This window comes from Citrobacter sedlakii (genome assembly GCF_018128425.1).
In the GTDB taxonomy this organism is placed as follows: Bacteria; Pseudomonadota; Gammaproteobacteria; order Enterobacterales; family Enterobacteriaceae; genus Citrobacter_A; species Citrobacter_A sedlakii.
The window spans coordinates 1,396,859-1,417,216 of sequence record NZ_CP071070.1 but is presented as its reverse complement, the minus strand read 5'-3'; the positions used below and the strand labels follow the sequence as shown (position 1 = coordinate 1,417,216).

19 protein-coding genes are annotated in these 20,358 nt (G+C 56.5%); 7 read left to right on the top strand and 12 right to left on the bottom strand.

The features are described 5' to 3' along the window. Nucleotides 1-4 precede the first annotated feature (4 nt). Both nudK and aegA read right to left on the bottom strand, forming a co-directional pair. Nucleotides 5-580 carry a GDP-mannose pyrophosphatase NudK gene (nudK, locus tag JY391_RS06710; RefSeq protein ID WP_042290897.1) on the bottom strand — a complete coding sequence of 192 codons (576 nt, stop codon included), beginning with the start codon at nt 578-580 and terminating at the stop codon, nt 5-7. 168 nt (nt 581-748) lie between these two features. Then, complete coding sequence (gene aegA, locus JY391_RS06705; RefSeq protein WP_211935436.1) at nt 749-2,710, bottom strand: formate-dependent uric acid utilization protein AegA; 1,962 nt, start codon at nt 2,708-2,710, stop codon at nt 749-751. A gap of 186 nt (nt 2,711-2,896) precedes the next feature. Between aegA and narQ the strand changes: the two genes are divergently transcribed. Together narQ and acrD are read left to right on the top strand one after the other, a co-directional pair. Next, the gene (gene narQ / locus JY391_RS06700; RefSeq protein WP_042290899.1) at nt 2,897-4,603 is read left to right on the top strand and encodes a nitrate/nitrite two-component system sensor histidine kinase NarQ; all 1,707 of its coding nucleotides are present in this window, start codon (nt 2,897-2,899) and stop codon (nt 4,601-4,603) included. A 167-nt stretch (nt 4,604-4,770) separates the two neighbouring features. Beyond that, nucleotides 4,771-7,884 (top strand): multidrug efflux RND transporter permease AcrD, encoded by a 3,114-nt coding sequence (acrD, locus tag JY391_RS06695; RefSeq protein WP_211935435.1) that lies wholly within the window; start codon nt 4,771-4,773, stop codon nt 7,882-7,884. Between the two features lie 92 nt (nt 7,885-7,976). Here the strand turns inward: acrD and ypfM are convergent, their stop codons facing one another. After that, complete coding sequence (gene ypfM, locus JY391_RS06690; RefSeq protein ID WP_001386977.1) at nt 7,977-8,036, bottom strand: protein YpfM; 60 nt, start codon at nt 8,034-8,036, stop codon at nt 7,977-7,979. Between the two features lie 394 nt (nt 8,037-8,430). On the opposite strand from ypfM, the gene JY391_RS06685 reads away from it, so the two are divergent. Genes JY391_RS06685 through JY391_RS06675 form a run of 3 tightly spaced genes read left to right on the top strand, consistent with a single transcriptional unit; the run spans nt 8,431 to nt 10,145 of the window. Continuing rightward, on the top strand, nt 8,431-8,787 hold the full coding sequence (locus JY391_RS06685; RefSeq protein ID WP_042290901.1) for an ArsC family reductase: 357 nt from the start codon (nt 8,431-8,433) through the stop codon (nt 8,785-8,787). 3 nt (nt 8,788-8,790) lie between these two features. Continuing rightward, nucleotides 8,791-9,918: a succinyl-diaminopimelate desuccinylase gene (gene dapE / locus JY391_RS06680; RefSeq protein ID WP_211935434.1), complete on the top strand. Its 1,128-nt coding sequence runs from the start codon at nt 8,791-8,793 to the stop codon at nt 9,916-9,918. 26 nt (nt 9,919-9,944) lie between these two features. Continuing rightward, nucleotides 9,945-10,145, top strand: a complete 201-nt coding sequence (locus JY391_RS06675) for a YpfN family protein (protein WP_042290905.1) — start codon at nt 9,945-9,947, stop codon at nt 10,143-10,145. A 112-nt stretch (nt 10,146-10,257) separates the two neighbouring features. Here the strand turns inward: JY391_RS06675 and ypfH are convergent, their stop codons facing one another. From ypfH to dapA, 6 genes are all read right to left on the bottom strand, one after another. Next, entirely contained in the window at nt 10,258-10,956 is a 699-nt protein-coding gene (gene ypfH, locus JY391_RS06670; RefSeq protein WP_042290906.1) for an esterase, read from the bottom strand. Between the two features lie 73 nt (nt 10,957-11,029). After that, the gene (locus JY391_RS06665; RefSeq protein ID WP_211935433.1) at nt 11,030-13,039 is read right to left on the bottom strand and encodes a tRNA(Met) cytidine acetyltransferase TmcA; all 2,010 of its coding nucleotides are present in this window, start codon (nt 13,037-13,039) and stop codon (nt 11,030-11,032) included. Nucleotides 13,040-13,053: 14 nt separating this feature from the next. Beyond that, nucleotides 13,054-13,920 carry a KPN_02809 family neutral zinc metallopeptidase gene (gene ypfJ / locus JY391_RS06660; RefSeq protein ID WP_181822769.1) on the bottom strand — a complete coding sequence of 289 codons (867 nt, stop codon included), beginning with the start codon at nt 13,918-13,920 and terminating at the stop codon, nt 13,054-13,056. A gap of 112 nt (nt 13,921-14,032) precedes the next feature. After that, entirely contained in the window at nt 14,033-14,746 is a 714-nt protein-coding gene (purC, locus tag JY391_RS06655) for a phosphoribosylaminoimidazolesuccinocarboxamide synthase (protein WP_042290911.1), read from the bottom strand. Between the two features lie 110 nt (nt 14,747-14,856). Then, nucleotides 14,857-15,891, bottom strand: a complete 1,035-nt coding sequence (bamC, locus tag JY391_RS06650; protein ID WP_042290912.1) for an outer membrane protein assembly factor BamC — start codon at nt 15,889-15,891, stop codon at nt 14,857-14,859. A 16-nt stretch (nt 15,892-15,907) separates the two neighbouring features. Continuing rightward, complete coding sequence (gene dapA / locus JY391_RS06645) at nt 15,908-16,786, bottom strand: 4-hydroxy-tetrahydrodipicolinate synthase (RefSeq protein WP_181822768.1); 879 nt, start codon at nt 16,784-16,786, stop codon at nt 15,908-15,910. A gap of 145 nt (nt 16,787-16,931) precedes the next feature. Between dapA and JY391_RS06640 the strand changes: the two genes are divergently transcribed. Then, nucleotides 16,932-17,504 (top strand): glycine cleavage system transcriptional repressor, encoded by a 573-nt coding sequence (locus tag JY391_RS06640; protein WP_042290914.1) that lies wholly within the window; start codon nt 16,932-16,934, stop codon nt 17,502-17,504. After that, nucleotides 17,504-17,974, top strand: a complete 471-nt coding sequence (gene bcp, locus JY391_RS06635; RefSeq protein WP_012906615.1) for a thioredoxin-dependent thiol peroxidase — start codon at nt 17,504-17,506, stop codon at nt 17,972-17,974. Before JY391_RS06640 ends, bcp begins: the two co-directional genes overlap by 1 nt. A gap of 48 nt (nt 17,975-18,022) precedes the next feature. Here bcp and iadA read toward each other — a convergent pair whose 3' ends face one another. Genes iadA through JY391_RS06620 form a run of 3 tightly spaced genes read right to left on the bottom strand, consistent with a single transcriptional unit; the run spans nt 18,023 to nt 20,320 of the window. After that, nucleotides 18,023-19,186 (bottom strand): beta-aspartyl-peptidase, encoded by a 1,164-nt coding sequence (iadA, locus tag JY391_RS06630; RefSeq protein WP_211935432.1) that lies wholly within the window; start codon nt 19,184-19,186, stop codon nt 18,023-18,025. Nucleotides 19,187-19,197: 11 nt separating this feature from the next. Beyond that, nucleotides 19,198-19,659, bottom strand: coding sequence for a YjiG family protein (locus tag JY391_RS06625; RefSeq protein ID WP_060570528.1), 462 nt, complete (start codon nt 19,657-19,659; stop codon nt 19,198-19,200). Between the two features lies 1 nt (nt 19,660). Further along, nucleotides 19,661-20,320: a nucleoside recognition domain-containing protein gene (locus JY391_RS06620; RefSeq protein WP_060570525.1), complete on the bottom strand. Its 660-nt coding sequence runs from the start codon at nt 20,318-20,320 to the stop codon at nt 19,661-19,663. Between the last annotated feature and the right edge of the window lie 38 nt (nt 20,321-20,358).

Below are 20,358 nucleotides of genomic sequence, written 5' to 3'. Positions count from 1 at the left end.
ATTATCAATCCATTAAATGCGAAGAATGCAAATAGTTAAGCAATAACACGGTCTTACCGTCTCGTATCTCGCCCGTTTTAATCATCTCCAGCGCCCGGGTAAAGGGAAGCTCCAGCACGTCGATCTCTTCATCTTCGACGCCGCCGCCCGCATTTGCGCGCTGGCTGTCACTGTACTCAGCAATAAAGAAATGGATCAGTTCCGTGACGCCGCCGGGGGACATATACAGCTCAAATAATTTACGCACTTCGCCGACGGCATAGCCGGTTTCTTCAATGGCCTCTTTGCGGATACAGGCTTCCGGCTCGTCGTTGTCGAGCAGTCCGGCGCAGGTTTCAATGAGCTGTCCGCTTTCATTGCCATTAACCCAGGTCGCGACGCGGAACTGACGGATCAGCACCACCGTTTTTTTCTCAGCGTTATACAGCAGAATGGTCGCGCCGTTGCCGCGGTCGTACACTTCGCGCTTGTGACGAATCACCTCGCCGCTTGAGCGGGTCAGATCGTAGGTGATATTGCGCAGGATGAAATAGTTATCAGAAAGGATTTTGTCTTTAACGAGGGTAATTTTTTGCGACATACCGGCTCCACAGCGTAAGGTGAGAAAACATACTACGCCGCGGATCCGGATTTGTCTGCGTGGGATTACGCTGAATTATGTGCGATGCCGGACGACGCTGAGCGTCTTATCCGACATCAGGAGTGCGAAGTCGACGCCAGCTTAACCACACCCCATCAGGCACAGGGACTATTCCCCCAGCCAGTCGATAATCCCCTGCGCGGCATGACGCCCTTCGGCCATCGCGGTCACCACCAGATCTGCGCCGCGTACCGCATCACCACCGGCGAAGATTTTCGGGTTAGTGGTCTGGTAGCGGTAGGCGCTTTCAACGTTTGCCGCTATGCGTCCCCAGCTATCCACCTTCACGCCGTGGGTTTCCAGCCACGGCATGCCGTGCGGATGAAAACCAAACGCCATGATCACCGCGTCCGCGGGCATCACAAACTCGCTGCCGGCGATGGGTACCGGACGGCGGCGGCCCTGGGCGTCCGGCTCGCCAAGCTCGGTACGCAGGAAGCGCACGCCGCAAACCCGGCCTTCGGCATTCAGTTCCAGCTCAACAGGCTGAACGTTAAATTCAAAATTAGCCCCCTCTTCGCGCGCGTTCTTCACCTCTTTCTTCGAGCCGGGCATATTGGCTTCGTCGCGACGGTAGGCGCAGGTCACTTTGCTTGCGCCGTGACGCAGCGCGGTACGCACGCAGTCCATGGCCGTATCTCCCCCGCCAAGCACCACGACGTTTAACCCGGCGGTATTGATGTACGGTTCATCCGGGTGTTCATCCAGCCCCATCAGCTGTTTGGTGTTGGCAATAAGGAACGGCAACGCGTCATACACGCCCGGCGCATCTTCGTTAGGTAAGTCGGCTTTCATCGAACGGTAGGTCCCTACGCCGACAAACACCGCGTCGTATTCGTCCAGTAGCGTCTCCAGCCTGACGTCGCGACCTACTTCGCAGTTCAGCTCGAAATGAATGCCCATTGCGCTGAAGATTTCCCGGCGGCGCGCCAGCAGCGATTTGTCGAGTTTAAACGCCGGAATGCCGAAGGTCAGCAGCCCGCCGATCTCCGGATGCCTGTCGAAAACCGTGGCGCTGATGCCGTGGCGCGCCAGCACGTCCGCACAGGCCAGGCCCGCCGGACCCGCGCCGATAATCGCCACCCGTTTATCACTTTGCCGTACGTCGCTGAGGTCCGGTCGCCAGCCGTTTGCCAGCGCGCGATCGGATATGTAACGTTCAATATTGCCAATGGTCACCGCGCCATATTCGTCCCGCACCGTACAGGCCCCTTCACAGAGACGATCCTGAGGACAAACACGCCCGGTGATTTCCGGCAAGCAGTTGGTTTGATGAGAGAGTTCTACCGCCGCATCAATGTCGCCAGCCTTCACCCGTTCAATCCACTGCGGAATGTGATTGTGCAACGGGCAGGTCCACTCACAAATGCTGTGCTCGCCGCATTTCAGGCAGCGCGACGCTTCCTGCTTTGCCTGCGCGCTGCGAAACGGCAGGTAGATTTCATCAAAGCCGGTTTTGCGCGCGTCAATGGCCAGCTTATCCGGCTCACCGCGCGCAGGCGTGGCGCGCATCTGCTCGATTTTGCTGATACCCGGCGATGTTTGTCCTCCTGTTTCCGCATGCCAGGGCTGGATTTCCTGGCGCGCTGTACGCAGTCGTCGCGCTTTCGCCAGGCGGGCTAAGCTCCCTTCCGTCACCAGTTGCAGCGCGTCCGCCGGGCAGTTTTCCACACAGGCCGGTCCGTTTTCGCGCCCTGCGCAAAGATCGCACTTGTAGGCGGTCGCGTTAACCTGATCTTTCGCGACCGGCGTCAGGACAATCTGCATCGCGCCAAACGGGCATGCCACCACGCAGGATTTACAGCCAATACATTTTTGCGCATTGACCTGTACGCTATCGTTAATATGGCTGATGGCGCCGTTCGGGCAACTGCGGGCGCAAGGAGCATCCTCGCAGTGGTGACAGGTGACGGCACTGCGCTGATGCTGGTGTTTGATGACCGCGATCCGGGGCCGGTAATGTTGTTGACTCAGGACGTGTTGCTCATCATTGTGGGCCATAACGCAAGCCACTTCGCAGGCATGGCATCCCAGGCACTGTTGGCTGTTGGCCATAATAAAACGGTTCATGGCGACCTTCTTTTTTGGTTGTAAAAACCTTATTCTTTACGTGTTATTACCGACTAAGCAGGGCGTCGGCAATGTTCATCTGCCCAGGAAGCACAACTATTTCTACAGAACCTGAAGCAGATCAATTTATTTCAGCTTCAATGAAACTGCGTTTCATCCTGAACACGGTTAAAGGAACTCACGCCAGTGATCGTCAAACGTCCCGTCTCGGCCAGCCTGGCCCGGGCCTTTTTTTACATTGTTCTGCTGTCGATTCTGTCCACCGGCGTAGCGCTGTTAACGCTGGCGAGCAGCCTGCGCGATGCCGAGGCGATTAACGTCGCCGGTTCGCTGCGCATGCAGAGCTACCGGCTGGGTTACGATCTGCAAAGCCGCAGTTCGCAGTTGACCGCCCATCGCCAGCTTTTCCAGCAGGCGTTGAACTCTCCCGCCCTCAGCAATCTGAACGCCTGGTACGTGCCGCAGGCGGTAAAAAGCCGCTACGGGCAACTGCACGCCAACTGGCTGGAGATGAATAAGCGGCTGATTGACGGCGATTTACCCTGGTATCAGGCCAACATTAATGCCTATGTCGATAAGATCGATCTGTTCGTATTGGCGTTACAGCACTACGCCGAACGCAAGGTCATGCTGGTTGTCGGCACGTCGCTGGCGGGCGGCATCGGTATCTTTACCCTTGTTTTTTTCACCCTGCGACGTATTCGCCATCAGGTAGTACGTCCGTTAAGTCAGTTGGTGATGGCCAGCCAGCGTATTGAACACGGCCAGTTCGATTCCCCTCCGCTGGAAACCCATCTGCCGAACGAACTGGGGTTGCTGGCGAAAACCTTCAACCAGATGTCGAGCGAGCTGCACAAGTTGTACCGTTCGCTTGAAGCCAGCGTGGAGGAAAAAACCCGCGACCTGCACGAGTCCAGACGTCGCCTTGAGGTGCTTTACCAGTGTTCGCAGGCGCTGAATACCAGCCAGATTGACGTTCACTGTTTTCGTCATATCCTGCAAATTGTGCGCGAAAACGAAGCCGCCCAGTTTCTGGAGCTGACCGTTGGCGAGAACTGGCGCATCAGCGAAGGCGAAAAACAAGCCGAATTGCCGATGCAGATCCTGCCGGTCACGATGCAGGACACGGTTTACGGTGAACTGCACTGGCAAAGCCAGAACGTGAACAGCGCAATCCCCCTGTTGAACAGCGTCTCAACGATGCTTGGGCGCGGCTTGTACTTTAACCAGGCGCAAAAGCATTTCCAGCAGCTGTTGTTGATGGAGGAACGAGCCACTATCGCCCGCGAACTGCACGACTCGCTTGCGCAGGTGCTCTCTTATTTGCGCATCCAACTGACGCTGCTGAAGCGTTCGATTCCGGAAGATAACGCCCCTGCGCAGTCAATCATGGATGACTTCTCCCGGGCGCTGAATGATGCATACCGCCAGTTACGCGAACTGCTGACGACCTTCCGCCTGACGCTGCAGCAGGCCGATCTCCCCTCCGCGCTGCATGAGATGCTGGAAACCCTGCAAGCTCAGACGCCCGCGAAACTGACGCTGGACTGCCGCCTGCCGACGCTGGCGCTTGACGCGCAGATGCAGGTGCATTTACTGCAAATTATTCGCGAAGCGGTCCTTAACGCGATGAAGCACGCGAATGCCAGTGAAATCGCCGTCAGCTGCGTGACCGCGCCGGATGGCGATCATACGGTCTATATTCGCGATAACGGCGTGGGCATTGGCGAACCGGATGAACCGGCAGGGCATTACGGCCTGAATATTATGCGGGAACGTGCGGAACGGCTTGGCGGCACGCTGAGTTTTTCTCAACCGTCCGGCGGCGGCACGTTAGTGAGCATTAGCTTTCGTTCGACAGATTCGCAAGACGATACCGCACATCTGACGTAGAATTTCACAAAACCGGACGTAAGCGCGCAGGAAGCTGACAAACGCCGCAAAGAGGCATGATAATTTACATTATCTCCTTTTTTTCTCCACGTTTGGTTTGTGCCTTGCCGCTACAGTGAAGCACATCACACCGATAAGTTATCAAGAAAAATGAGGTCCTCTTTCTGATGGCGAATTTCTTTATCGATCGCCCCATTTTTGCCTGGGTGCTGGCTATCCTGTTGTGCCTGACAGGAACCCTGGCTATTTTTTCTTTGCCTATTGAGCAGTATCCGGACCTTGCGCCGCCTAACGTGCGCATCACCGCTAACTATCCGGGCGCATCCGCGCAAACGCTTGAGAACACCGTTACCCAGGTCATTGAGCAGAACATGACCGGCCTCGACAATTTGATGTACATGTCATCACAAAGCAGCGGGACCGGCCAGGCCTCGGTGACGCTGAGCTTTGTCGCCGGAACCGATCCGGATGAGGCGGTTCAGCAGGTGCAAAACCAGCTGCAGTCGGCCATGCGTAAGCTGCCGCAGGCGGTGCAGAATCAGGGCGTAACCGTGCGTAAAACCGGGGACACCAACATTCTGACTATCGCCTTCGTCTCCACCGACGGCTCAATGGATAAGCAGGACATCGCGGACTACGTCGCCAGTAATATCCAGGACCCGCTAAGCCGGGTTAACGGCGTGGGCGATATTGATGCTTACGGTTCGCCATATTCAATGCGTATCTGGCTGGATCCCGCCAAACTCAACAGCTACCAGATGACCGCGAAAGATGTGACCGACGCCATTGAATCGCAAAACGCGCAGATTGCGGTGGGTCAGCTCGGCGGTACGCCTTCCATTGATACTCAGGCGCTGAACGCCACCATTAACGCCCAGTCGCTACTGCAAACCCCCGAACAGTTCCGCGCCATTACGCTGCGGGTGAATCAGGATGGCTCGGAAGTGACGCTGGGAGACGTCGCCACCGTCGAAATGGGGGCGGAAAAGTATGATTATCTCAGCCGCTTTAACGGCCATGCGGCCTCCGGGTTGGGGGTAAAACTGGCCTCTGGCGCGAATGAAATGGCGACAGCGACCCAGGTGCTCGCGCGGCTGGATGAACTGGCGCAGTATTTTCCGCACGGGCTGGAATATAAGGTCGCCTATGAAACCACCTCCTTCGTGAAGGCCTCAATCGAAGATGTGGTGAAAACGCTGCTGGAGGCCATCGCGCTGGTGTTCCTCGTGATGTATCTGTTCCTGCAAAATTTCCGCGCCACACTGATCCCCACCATCGCCGTACCGGTGGTATTGATGGGGACCTTCTCGGTACTTTACGCCTTTGGCTACAGTATCAACACCCTGACGATGTTCGCGATGGTGCTGGCTATCGGCCTGCTGGTCGATGATGCCATTGTGGTGGTGGAGAACGTCGAACGCATCATGAGCGAAGAGGGACTTTCCCCGCGTGAAGCGACGCGTAAGTCGATGGGACAAATTCAGGGGGCGCTGGTCGGTATCGCGATGGTGCTCTCGGCGGTATTTGTGCCAATGGCATTCTTCGGCGGCACGACCGGGGCAATCTACCGCCAGTTCTCCATTACGATTGTCGCGGCGATGGTGCTGTCGGTGCTGGTGGCGATGATCCTCACCCCTGCCCTGTGCGCCACGCTGCTAAAACCGCTGCATAAAGGGGAGCATCACGGGCAGACAGGCTTCTTCGGCTGGTTTAACCGCACCTTTAACCGTAACGCCGAGCGCTACGAAAAAGGCGTGGCGAAGATCCTTCACCGCAGCCTGCGCTGGATGTTGATTTACGTGCTGCTGCTCGGGGGAATGGTGGTGCTGTTTCTGCGTCTGCCGACCTCCTTCCTGCCGCTCGAGGATCGTGGGATGTTCATCACCTCGGTGCAGTTGCCGAGCGGTTCCACGCAGCAACAAACCCTGAAAGTGGTACAGCAGGTCGAAAAATACTTCTTTACCCACGAAAAAGAGAACGTCCAGTCCGTGTTTGCCACCGTCGGCTCCGGCCCCGGCGGCAACGGCCAGAACGTGGCGCGAATGTTTATTCGTTTAAAAGACTGGGACGAGCGCAACACCACGACCGGCACATCGTTTGCCATTATCGAGCGCGCGACCAAAGCGTTTAACCAGATTAAAGAGGCGCGGGTGTTTGCCAGCAGCCCGCCGGCTATCAGCGGCCTGGGCAGCTCTGCGGGTTTCGACATGGAGTTGCAGGATCACGCCGGGGCCGGTCACGATGCCCTGATGGCCGCGCGCGACCAGTTGTTGCGGCTTGCGGCGAGCGACAACCAGTTGACTCGCGTACGCCACAACGGTCTGGACGACAGCCCGCAGTTGCAGATCGATATCGACCAGCGCAAAGCTCAGGCGCTAGGCGTCTCTATTGATGACATCAACGATACGTTACAAACGGCCTGGGGGTCGAGCTACGTCAACGACTTTATGGACCGCGGGCGCGTAAAAAAGGTGTATGTTCAGGCGGCGGCGAAATACCGTATGCTGCCGGAAGACATCAATCTGTGGTACGTGCGCAACAACAGCGGCGGCATGGTGCCCTTCTCGGCCTTCGCCACCTCGCGCTGGGAAACGGGCTCGCCGCGACTGGAGCGCTATAATGGCTACTCCGCCGTTGAAATCGTCGGCGAGGCGGCGCCTGGCGTCAGCACCGGTACGGCGATGGACGTGATGGAGTCGCTGGTACGCCAGCTTCCAACCGGATTTGGGCTTGAGTGGACCGCGATGTCGTATCAGGAACGGCTGTCCGGCGCACAAGCGCCCGCCCTTTACGCCATTTCGCTGCTGGTGGTATTCCTGTGCCTGGCGGCGCTGTATGAAAGCTGGTCTGTGCCGTTCTCGGTGATGCTGGTGGTGCCGTTGGGGGTGATTGGCGCCCTGCTCGCCACCTGGATGCGCGGTCTGGAAAACGATGTCTATTTCCAGGTAGGACTGTTGACGGTGATTGGTTTGTCAGCGAAAAACGCCATTCTTATTGTGGAATTCGCCAATGAGATGAACGAAAAAGGCCACGATCTGCTGGAGGCCACGCTGCATGCCTGTCGCCAGCGCTTGCGACCTATCCTGATGACCTCGCTGGCTTTTATCTTCGGCGTACTGCCGATGGCGATCAGCAACGGCGCAGGCTCGGGGGGTCAGCATGCGGTCGGTACCGGCGTGATGGGCGGGATGCTCTCGGCAACAATTCTGGCTATCTACTTCGTACCGCTGTTTTTCGTGCTGGTGCGCCGACGCTTCCCGTTGAAGCCGCGTCCGGAATAAACAAACAAAAAGGCGACCTGCCAACGGGTCGCCTTTTCAGTGTGATGCGTCTCACACGATCTGTTCTGTTATTTGGATGCCTTTCCAGAATTTTATTTACGAAGCATAACTTCGATAAAGTCTTTCCAGTTCCCCAGTTCACGTTCAATCATAACGACCTCTGCTTCTTATTATGGGTATTCTACAAAACACCTTCACGCCGGGTGAAGTTAAATTAGCCGATTGCTGTGATTACATCCTCCGGGGAGACCGTGAAGTGATGTAAACATCATGGCGCTGAACCCATAAATTTTATGTGACTTACTGCAATATTTTGAAACAATCATACCTTATTATCGGCAGCGTTTATTTTGATTAAAAAACAGCCGGATGCAAGAGGTAAATTCCGAATCGCGATAAACATCGATCCGGCGCAGATCAGGAGAATTATTATTCACACTCCTTCAACAATGATATATTTTCTGATCACCATTACATGACAAATCATATTATCAGTCACAACATTATTACTGATTAAAAAATCAGTTTACGATAATAAGGATGCAAATGATTACCCTTTACGGCATCAAAAACTGCGATACCATTAAAAAAGCCCGCCGCTGGCTGGAGGCGCAAAACCGGGATTATCGCTTTCATGACTACCGCGTAGACGGCCTGGATCCCGCGCTACTTACTACGTTTATCGAAGAACTGGGCTGGGAAGCGTTGTTGAATACTCGCGGCACCACCTGGCGTAAACTCGATGAAGCCACACGCAATGCCATTACCGATGCCGCAGCAGCCACCGCCTTAATGCTGGAAATGCCGGCAATCATCAAACGCCCATTGCTCTGCGCGCCCGGGAAGCCTATGCTGCTGGGTTTTAGTGAATCCAGTTATCAGCAGTTTTTTGACGAGGTGTAGTCTATGTCGTGCCCGGTTATTGAGCTGACACAGCAGCTTATTCGCCGCCCTTCCCTTAGCCCGGACGATGCGGGATGTCAGGCGTTGATGATTGAACGCCTGCGCGCCATCGGTTTTACCGTTGAGCGTATGGATTTTGCGGATACACAGAATTTTTGGGCATGGCGCGGTCAGGGCGAGACGTTAGCGTTTGCCGGTCACACCGATGTAGTGCCTGCGGGTGATGCCGACCGCTGGATCAACCCGCCCTTCGAACCGACAATTCGTGACGGTATGTTGTTTGGTCGCGGCGCGGCGGATATGAAAGGTTCGCTGGCGGCCATGGTGGTGGCGGCAGAACGTTTCGTTGCGCAGCATCCCAACCACAAAGGACGCCTGGCGTTTCTGATCACCTCCGATGAAGAAGCCAGCGCGAAGAACGGCACCGTCAAGGTGGTGGAAGCGCTGATGGCGCGCAATGAGCGCCTCGACTATTGTCTGGTGGGCGAGCCGTCGAGCACCGAAGTGGTAGGCGACGTCGTCAAAAACGGCCGCCGCGGTTCTCTGACCGGTAACCTGACGATTCATGGCGTGCAAGGACACGTGGCCTATCCGCATCTGGCGGATAACCCGGTGCACCGCGCCGCGCCGATGCTCAACGAACTGGTGGGCATTGAATGGGATCGGGGCAATGATTTCTTCCCGGCCACCAGTATGCAGATCGCCAATATCCAGGCGGGAACCGGCAGCAACAATGTGATCCCCGGCGAGCTGTTTGTGCAGTTTAACTTCCGCTTCAGCACTGAGCTGACCGATGAGATGATCAAAGAGCGGGTTCATGCCCTGCTGGACAAACATCAGTTGCGTTATACCGTCGACTGGTGGCTCTCCGGCCAGCCGTTCCTGACGGCGCGCGGGAAGCTGGTGGATGCGGTGGTGAATGCCATTGAGCACTATAATGAAATTAAACCGCAGTTACTGACCACGGGCGGGACATCCGACGGACGATTTATTGCCCGCATGGGGGCGCAGGTGGTGGAGCTTGGCCCGGTGAATGCCACGATTCATAAAATCAATGAATGTGTAAACGCCGCCGATCTGCAACTGCTTGCCCGTATGTATCAACGTATCATGGAACAACTCGTCGCCTGACGATGTTCCGTTAAGAGGTAAAGCGCATGGACTGGCTGGCTAAATATTGGTGGATTCTGGTACTGGTGTTTCTGGTAGGCGTACTGCTGAACGTGATAAAAGATCTCAAGCGCGTAGACCATAAAAAATTTCTCGCCAACAAGCCGGAGCTTCCCCCGCATCGTGATTTCAACGATAAGTGGGATGATGAGGACGACTGGCCGAAGAAAGACCAACCGAAGAAATAACCCCATTATGGACTGAAAGGGGCCGGAAAAGGCGACGTTGCCTTCCGGCCATTTCATCGCCCAGGCGGAAAACATCATTTCGCTTTTTTCCGCTCCTGACTATGCTTCCGACTTACATCATCTCGATGATATCGTCATCCTTTGGCGTCCCGCCGCTGAGTGCTTCATCAAAATAGTGCTTCGGCACGGTGTAGCGTAAATGGTCGAGCGCAAACTGCATGCTGCGATCGTCTATCGCATGTCCCAGATCGTCCACGATATCCAACGTCACGTCGCCGCCCGCACGTTGCAGCGCGTCTTGCGCCGCCACCGCATGGGAAAGCTCAATTACCCGATCTTCACCGCCATGAATCAGATGGATAGTCGTCGCGGTGGTTGCCGTTTCCGGCAAGCTGGCGTAGCGGCCATTGAACGCAATCACGCGGGAAGCCAGGCCTGGCTCAGCCTTGATGCTTTCAAGCGCCATGATCGCCCCCTGCGAAAAACCGATCAGCGCCGTGGCGTTAGCTCCGACGCCGCTCTGCTGTTGCCACTCGCGCACAGTGTCAATAAAGGCAGGCATCACGGCATTTATCCGCGCCTGGCGATTTTCCTCGGTCACCCCGTCCACCGAGAACCATTGCCGTCCCGACGCTGTGCCGCTCGGCTCGATGCCGCCCACGCTCACCACCAGCGCGTCCGGAAAGACGGGTGCAAACCATGAGCCGATCTCGCCCATTGCGACCGGATTATCTCCAACGCCATGAAACAGGAGCAACAGCTGCTGCGCAGGTTTGCCCGGACGTTGAACAACAAAATGATCATGTTTCATGGCATTCTCCTTAGCTTAGGGTGTCAATTCTACGCCCCCCAATCGCAATGACCATGCCAGAAAATTGAAGGAGTTAGTGAAAAAATTGCCATTGCACAATGCGATCGCGGTACCGCCGGCAACGTTCATCATCTAACGCGGCAAGCGCCTGCGCCGCCTCGTCCCGTTGTTGCTTCAATAACGCTTTGCGCCCGGAAAGCCTCAGTGCGCCGCACAACTGCGCGTCGCTATGTCGATCCTGTATGCCGCCCCGCAGCGCCGGGAGTGGCAGCGTACAGGAGGCCAACAGGCGGTTCAGACAGCCAAGCGAGGTGAGCAATGGCCGGTGAGCAAAGGCAAAACCAGACAGGGCGCGCCAGTCATCTTCATTAAGCGTAGACGTTTTGAGGGGGTCTACCGGAATCGTCTCGCCATTCCATTGACTAAGGACTTCCGCATCGCGGCGTAAACGCCCATGTTCCTCATTCGCGAGTCGTTTTCCAGCCGCCGTTAACGGCAGTATCGCCATCGCGGCGTAACAGCCGCTGCTGGCTTCTTTGTGATTCCCCATGCGGACCAGAATGAAGCCGCAGCGCTGCCAGAAACGCCAAAGCAGCGGCGTGTAGCCAAAGCTAACGGAAAGGTAATCACAGGGGGCATGATGGGCCTGGGCAATCAGTTGCTGACCAATACCCTCCCCCTGCCGACCGGGATGTATGGCTATCCGGCTGACACGACGACCGGTCAGCGTGGCGGCCAGCGGATCGCCGCCGTGCGCCGCCAGCGACTGCGCCACGAGATTTCCGCGAGGCCGACGGTAACCCGCCCAGACGGCCTGGCTGAGTTCACCGCTCAGCCCGCCTTCATCCACCAGCCATAGCGCGCCAACGGTTTGTCCGGCGCAGCTAGCCTGAAAAAAATGCTGCCCCGGCGCATCCATCATCCGGCGCAGGTCCAACGGCGAGGTACGATAGTGCGCGCCGGAAAGCAGCCGGTAAGCCGCCAGCGGTAGCGCCGGGCGCGTTCGCCAGCTTTTTTGCTCAAAAGGGGTGATGGTTACGTCACCCTGCGGCAAAGTGGCAAAATCGTCATCGTCAAATACCAGCGCGTCGCTGACGGTTTTCTCCAGCGGGCACCCTTTGGCCCAGCGAACGGGGTGCTGGAGTTCGAAGCGTTGAAGCGTCGGAAAACTGGCGCAAAACTTAAGCAAAAATCCGCGTCCGGTGCCTTCGTAGCCCTGAACGGTGGTGGTCAATAAGACGCGGGGGAAACGCGATACAAGGCGGTGCAGGAGCGGCGCGGGGATCGCGGCCGCTTCGTCCACGATCAGCCAGTCGGCGCGTACGTCGGCTGCCAGCAGCGCATCCGGTGAGTAAAAGCAGAATTTATCGCCAGCAAACTGCGCCAGCACGTCCGTTGCCGCTTTCGCAGGCGCGGTGACGATCGCCGTCCCGGCAATACGCGCAATCAGTTGGCCCGCCAGGGCGGACTTGCCGCGACCGCGGGCGGCGATCGCGGCGGCAATGCCTTCCGGCATCGTTGACAGTTTCGCCAGAAGGGCGGCTTGTTCCGGCAACGGCTCACCGCTGGCAGGCTGCCACGCAGGACGCTGCGGAAAATGCGGGACGGTAAACGGCTGATGTTGCTGCCAGCATAGCGTCTCCCCGTCAGAGAGGAGGACATGGCAGAAATGGCGAACAAAATTGGGCGTCGGGATGGGCTGAGCGCAGTCGCTCCAGCGAAGCGAATCCGCATCCGGTTGCGTGGACCAACGCGCCAGCGGCGGAACCAACAGGACCAGCCAGCTTCCCGCGCGCAGCGTACCGCTTAAGGCTGCGAACGCCGCCGCATCCAGCCCCTGACGCGCATCAAAAACCGCATGACGGAATTCTCGACCCAGCAGGGTTTGCAGCGCCTGCGGCAAACAGCAGGGCGCCGAGGGCGCATCGTCCGAAACCCAGAGCCAGTCGCCGGGAAGCTGTGCCCGCAGGCGCAACGCCTGTTCCCGGCACCAGTCATTCTCGCCGCTCAGCACCAGCAGGCGGCGGATCCCCTCGCGCGCCAACTGCGCGGTGAGCGCATTCAGCGTCATAACGTCGGACATCCCTGCCTCTGCAATCAGAGCGCTTTGCCGAAGGTATTACACTGCGCCGGATCGCCGCTGTCGAAGCCGCGTTTAAACCAGGTGTAGCGCTGTTCAGACGTGCCGTGAGTGAAGCTGTCCGGTACCACGCGTCCCTGGCTTTGTTGCTGCAGACGATCGTCGCCAATGGCTTCGGCGGCATTCAGCGCTTCTTGCAAATCGCCAGCCTCCAGTACGCCCTGCTGCTGCATGTTGTGACCCCAGACGCCCGCAAAGCAGTCAGCCTGCAGTTCCATTCTCACGGAAAGACGGTTAACTTCCGCCTGCGAGGCATTTTGCTGCAGCTGGCGAACTTTTGGCTCAATGCCTAACAGTTTCTGGATATGGTGACCGACTTCATGCGCAATAACGTAGCCCTGAGCGAAATCGCCGTCCGCGCCCAGCTTGTTTTTCATTTCGTCATAGAAGGAAAGATCGATATAGACCGTACCGTCCGCCGGACAGTAGAACGGTCCCATAATGGACTGCCCGGTGCCGCATCCGGTGCGCGTAGCGCCGCGGTACATCACCAGCTTAGGCTGCTGGTAGGTACGCCCCATTTTTTCAAACTGCTGCCCCCAGGTGTCTTCCGTTGTCGCCAGAATCACGGAGGTAAACTTGGCCGCTTCATCGTCGTTTGGACTGATGGAGCGTGAAGATTGTTGCTGCGAAACCGGCTGCCCGGTCATTAAGCCCGTCAGGTCGACCCCATAATAGCCTGCGACCAGAACGACAATCAGCAGAACCAGACCGCCTTTTCCGCTCGGCAAACGAAAACCCGGACCGCCCAGAGACGGGCCGCCGCCAGAACGGCTGCGTCGGTCTTCCACATTGTCACTTTCACGTCGCCCTTGCCAGCGCATAATCACCTCATCTCTCTAATTCATTATGATGATGATCGTAGGCGGTTCAGCACAAGATTACCACTGGAAAGCGCAAGCGAGCCGGAGAAAAAGCCCCGGCCCGCCGGGTCTGTTAGTCGAGATTCACGCCCAGACGACGCGCAACGGTTTCGTAGGCTTCAATCAGGCCGCCCAGGCTCTGACGGAAACGGTCCTTGTCCATCTTGTCGAGGGTCTCTTTATCCCACAGACGGCTGCCGTCCGGCGAGAATTCATCACCGAGCACCACTTCACCTTTGTACAGACCAAACTCCAGCTTGAAGTCGACAAGGATCAGACCTGCGTCATCAAACAACTTCTTCAGCACGTCATTGGCTTTGTAGGTCAACTCTTTCATGCGCGCCAGGTTCTCTTTGCTCACCCAGCCGAAGGTTTCGCAGTAAGAATCGTTCACCATCGGATCGTGCATCGCATCATTTTTCAGAAACAGATCGAACAGTGGCGGATTCAGTTCGATGCCTTCTTCAATACCCAGGCGTTTGACCAGAGAGCCAGCAGCACGGTTACGCACCACGCACTCTACCGGCACCATATCCAGTTTTTTTACCAGACATTCGGTGTCTGAGAGCAGGCGCTCCATTTGCGTCGGGATACCGGCCTCTGCCAGTTTGGTCATGATAAAGTGGTTGAACTTGTTGTTCACCATGCCCTTACGATCAAACTGTTCAATGCGCGCGCCATCCCCTGCTGACGTATCATTGCGGAATTCGAGCACCAACAGATCCGGGTTTTCCGTGCTGTATACGGTCTTCGCTTTACCACGATACAACTCAGCTTGCTTTTGCATCTTCAATACTCCTGGGTGTGAATTTGTAGTCGAAACGGGAAACATTATGCCACGCACACGTTTGCGTAGCACGAAAATAAAAAGGGCCGGATTTCTCCAGCCCTGTATTTTTACTTGCTAAACGCTGCCTGGAAGACGGCCACCAGCGCGTCGTTCTGGCTCTGCGTCAGGGTATGCCCCTTCGGATCGATAAACTGCATGCTGCTGCGGTTGTCTAAGTCACCGACCTGCAGCTTATAGTCGCCGGACGCCAGGCCCGGATCGCTTGCGCCCAGCTCACGCCAGTCGCTATCAGACAGCGGTTTGTACGTCACCGCCATGCTGCCCTGAGAGCGGGTGCTGTCGGTAACCTTCATGCCTGCCTTCTCCAGCGCGGCGGGCAGACGCTGCCAGACAACGTTGAACGGACCACGCACGACCAGCATCGGTAAACCGGTCTCATCCGCGGCGCTCTGCACATCCATAGTAGCGGCGGAGCGGTTCTGCGCGGCGTTCGCGGCGTCATTCGCGGTCTTATCAAGACCTGCGGAAATAACGTTCATCATTTCCGCGCTGTAACGTTGCAGTGAAGCGGCGTCAGCAACCGGCTTACCCGCCTGTTCCAGGTTAACCAGTTTCACCATCACCGCCTGCTGATAGCCCTGCGGTTTCACCGAAATCTGATAACGGCCACGGTACTGCTGGTCTTCATCAAGACGGTTCCATTCAACCCAGTCGGTTGTCAGGGTCTGGCTGGCGTCGTCACGCTTTTCAATCGTGTAGTTTTTAGACTGAATCACGCTAACGACCTGCGGCCACAGCGTATTACCGCGTCCGTTTTCCACCAGCAGCGTTGCGGTATCGCCAGCAAACTGGGTACGCGCCCCGCTAACCAGCGCCAGCGGCTGAGCAGGCGGACGGATGTCCAGCGCTTTACCGACAGCGCCGCTGCCGTTGGTCACCGGAATGTTATAGTCACCCGTGGTCACCGGCAGAATCATACCTGCTGGAGCATGGAGTTCAGCAAGCGGCGCGGCATCCAGATAGGATTCATCACCGCTCACCTGGCGCTTGTAGCGCGAATCAGAACTACAGGCAGCGAGCAGCAAAACAAGCGAAACACCCGCAACCCTGGCCAGGCGCGACTTTTGTACTGAGTAAGCCATCAAATCTCCCTAAACTTTACAGCAAACCGGCGTGCTTAAGCGCCGCTTCGACGATGTCACGACCTTTGTCCGTGATCGGCGTCATTGGCAGGCGCAGCGTATCGGTCGCCACAAGGCCCAACGCCTTACATGCCCATTTCACTGGGATCGGGTTGGGTTCGACAAACAGTTTGTTGTGTAACGGCATCAGACGCTGGTTGATCGCCCGCGCCTCGGCAAAACGCCCTTCCGCCGCCAGCTTGCACATTTCCGCCATGTCGCGCGCGGCGACGTTAGAGGTAACGGAGATTACGCCATGACCGCCTAACTGCATAAAGTCCATCGCGGTCGCATCGTCGCCACTAAGCAGCAGAAAATCGTCAGAAACCCGCTCTTTGATCTGATGAACGCGACTTAAGTTCCCCGTGGCCTCTTTAATGGCGACAATATTTTTCAATTCCGCCAGACGGCCTACGGTTTCCGGCAACATATCGCAGCCGGTACGGGATGGCACATTATACAGAATTTGTGGCAGGTCAGTATGTTCCGCGATGGCTTTGAAATGCTGGAACAACCCTTCCTGCGTCGGACGGTTATAATACGGCGTCACCGTCAGGCAGCCGACAATTCCGCTGTCATTGAAACGCTGCGTCAGACTAATGGCTTCTGCGGTCGCATTGGCGCCCGTTCCGGCAATCACCGGGATACGGCCATCGGCTAACTCCAGGGTCATCATCACCACGTCGCCATGTTCATCATGGCTCAGCGTAGCGGATTCGCCGGTGGTACCCACAGAAACGATCGCCGAGGTGCCGCTGGCGACATGATAATCAATCAGTTTTTTCAGGCTTGACCGGCAGACATTACCTTTCTCATCCATCGGCGTAACAAGCGCGACAATACTTCCCGTGAACATGGGCCATCCTCTGTGCAAACAAGTGTCTCAATGGTACGTTTGGTACGGTAATAAAAGCAAGTGACCAGAGCCCTTCTGGTTGTTGTATGCCGGTTTTTTTTATGCTTTCCTTATGATTACCCCACCTATCAAAGGAAGAACAGGTTTGACACCTTCATCGCAACATTATTTGGTTATTACTGCGCTGGGTGCCGATCGCCCGGGAATTGTGAACACGATCACCCGTCATGTGAGCAGTTGTGGCTGCAATATTGAAGACAGCCGACTGGCCATGCTGGGTGAGGAGTTTACGTTTATCATGCTGCTGTCCGGTAGCTGGAATGCCATCACCCTGATCGAATCGACCTTGCCGTTAAAAGGCGCAGAGCTGGATTTATTGATAGTGATGAAGCGCACCACTGCCCGTCCTCGTCCGCCGATGCCCGCCACAGTATGGGTTCAGGTCGATGTGCCGGATTCACCTCATTTAATTGAGCGTTTTACAGCCCTGTTTGATAGCCATCAAATGAACATTGCGGAACTGGTTTCGCGCACGCAACCCGCTGAAAATGAAACGCCTGCGCAGCTGCACGTGCAGATTACGGCGCACAGTCCGGCATCACACGATGCGGAAAATATCGAGCAGGCGTTTAAAGCCCTATGTACAGAACTCAATGCACAAGGCAGTATTAACGTTGTTAATTATTCACAACATGATGAACAGGATGGAGTTAAGTAATGAATCCACTGAAAGCCGGTGACATCGCACCGAAATTTAGCTTGCCGGATCAAGACGGGGAACAAGTAAATTTGACCGACTTCCAGGGACAGCGTGTTCTGGTCTATTTCTATCCGAAAGCCATGACGCCGGGCTGTACCGTTCAGGCCTGCGGCCTACGCGATAACATGGATGAGTTGAAAAAGGCGGGCGTGGATGTGCTGGGTATCAGCACCGACAAACCCGAAAAACTTTCCCGTTTTGCCGAAAAAGAACTGCTGAACTTTACCCTGCTGTCTGACGAAGATCATCAGGTTTGCGAACAGTTTGGCGTCTGGGGTGAGAAATCCTTTATGGGGAAAACCTATGACGGTATTCACCGCATCAGCTTTTTGATCGACGCAGACGGTAAAGTTGAACATGTTTTCGACGACTTCAAAACCAGCAATCACCACGATGTCGTGCTGAACTGGCTGAAAGAAAACGCCTGACCGTTACCGGCCTACAGGCTATCTTTTGTAGGCCGGCTGCCACGCGTTTTACTCAAACGTGCCTTTTACGCACGCTTTTTTGTCCCGCACCATGACTTTGCCTTTCGCCCACAGATGTGTCACTTCCAGCGCTTCATTAAGCACCAGAATATCAGCGTCGCATCCGACCGCTAACCGGCCTTTATGGGCAAGGCCCAGGAATTCGGCCACCGTACGCGTAAGCGGGCACAACGCCTGCTCCAGCGGCAGATGATGAATAGTGACTAACTGGCGCAGCGTCTGTGCCAGCGAGTCGAATCCCGCCACGCCGATACCGATCAGATTGCCGTTTTCATCAAACTCCGGCTGGCTGCCGTTACCGTCTGAACTGAGAGTGAGACGCGACAACGGAACATCGTTCTGTAGCGCGGTAACGATCGCCGTGGCGGGATCGACAGGCTCATCAATGCTGCTGGTGATGTCGATATAGCCACCGTCGTGCGCATATTCCATCGCCGCATGGAACAGCGACTCGGCGCGGTTAACATGTGTTGGCAGGAGTTTTGTTATGGGCACATCGGCATTCGCGAGGATCTCATACAACGGCTCGAGCATCCTGGGGCTACTGCCCATATGAAACACGCTCACGCCCGCTTTCTGCCCCAGCAGTCCGCCGACGCGCGCCTGTGCGGCCATATTGGCCAGCGCGGCGGCGTCCGGGGCAGACGAGCGGTGATCGGAAATCGCGCACTTCACCCCAATGACCTTATCGATCAGCGCCACGTCACGATCGACGCTGCCGGTGAGGGTCGGAGAGGGCAGCGAGTAGGCGCCGGTGAGCATCCACGCGCTGATACCTTCCGTTTCCAGCGCGCGGGTCTTCGCGAGGAGCGACTCCGGATGACGGGTTATCCCATCAGTCCCCAGTAACCCGACTACGGACGTGATCCCGGCCTCCACCAGCCGCGACAAACGCACTTCCGGCGTACGGGTATGAGGCCCCGCTTCGCCTCCGCCGCCAATCAGGTGCACATGCTGGTCGATAAAACCCGGGCAGTCAACGGCGCCTGCCAGATCAATACACTGGCAGCCAGGAAAATCGCCCGGCGCGATAGTGGGAGCAATCGCCACGATTTTGCCGCTGGCGACGAGAATATCCTGTACGCCAAGATCGTCAGGGGCGTAGACATGTCCACGCTGAAACAGCGTCAGGTTCAGAATTGAACAGTTCATAACCTTCCTTGTTAAACAATAAGTTGCATGACCCAGATCGACACCAGCGCGTTAATCACGCACACGGCGATGATGTGCGGATAATACCGCGGATCGACACCCGCTGTCCCGAGACAGCGTCCGACGTTTTGTACCGGGTTGCCCATCAGGTAGATCGCAGGTAAAAGGACGGTCGCGTCATGCCCCGTCAGCGATCCCGCCACCACCAGGCTCGCGCAAACGCCTACGCCACCGCCCATGCTCATTACCGCAGCCAGCAGTACGGTGGCAGACTCGCCTGGCAAGCCCCAGAGCGCCATCACCGGCTCGCAGACGCGGCCAACGATATCAAGCAGTCCTGTCACCGTCAGCGCCTGGATAATGACAAACGCCATCACCACGTTGGGAAGAAGGCTGGTAGTGGCGATGGTAAAACCGCGCCGCGCGCCGTCGATAAACATATCCATGACATTTTTACGTACCTGCGCGCTCATCTCAGACCTCCCGTTGCAGACGACGATTTTCCAGCAGCGATATCCACAGCCTTAACAGATTCGCGCCGACAAACTTAAAGACCAGAATCACCGCCAGCGGGGTAATGACCGGCACGGTAATCATGGTGAACAGCGCTGCGCCAGAAGAAAAATAATTGGTTATGCAGGCGCTACCGCTGGTTTGCCAGGTGGCGAAAATCGCGCGCTCCTGCCCGGTAATGAGCCCCTCTTCCGCCATTTCTTTGGTCATCCCTGCCGCAGCGTCGGTATTTTGCAGGTTCGCAATCAACGCCAGCGAGCAAATCCCTGGAATCCCCAGTAAAGGACGCAGAACGGGCGTCATCAACTGTTGGGCGGCGCGCAGGCCACCCAGCCCTTCCGTCACCGAAATAATCCCTAACGACAGAATGACCGACGGCGCGAGTTCGAGGGCGAAAAGAAATCCGTCTTTTGCTCCCGTTCCACCGATCCCGCGAAACGAGAGGGCTTTATCTCCCGCCGCGTTGATCTGACCAAACGTGCCGTTGAGCACGGTAAAATCGAAAACCCGCCACCATTCCGTGCTTTTCGCAAACATCCCTGAAAAAAAGAGAATCGTAATGAAAAAGGCGAGATAACCGCCCCACCCCGGTTTCTGTTGCGTGTGTGTGTTGTGACCCATTTTTTTCTCCTGTCGGTCTTTTCCATGCGTGACAAAAA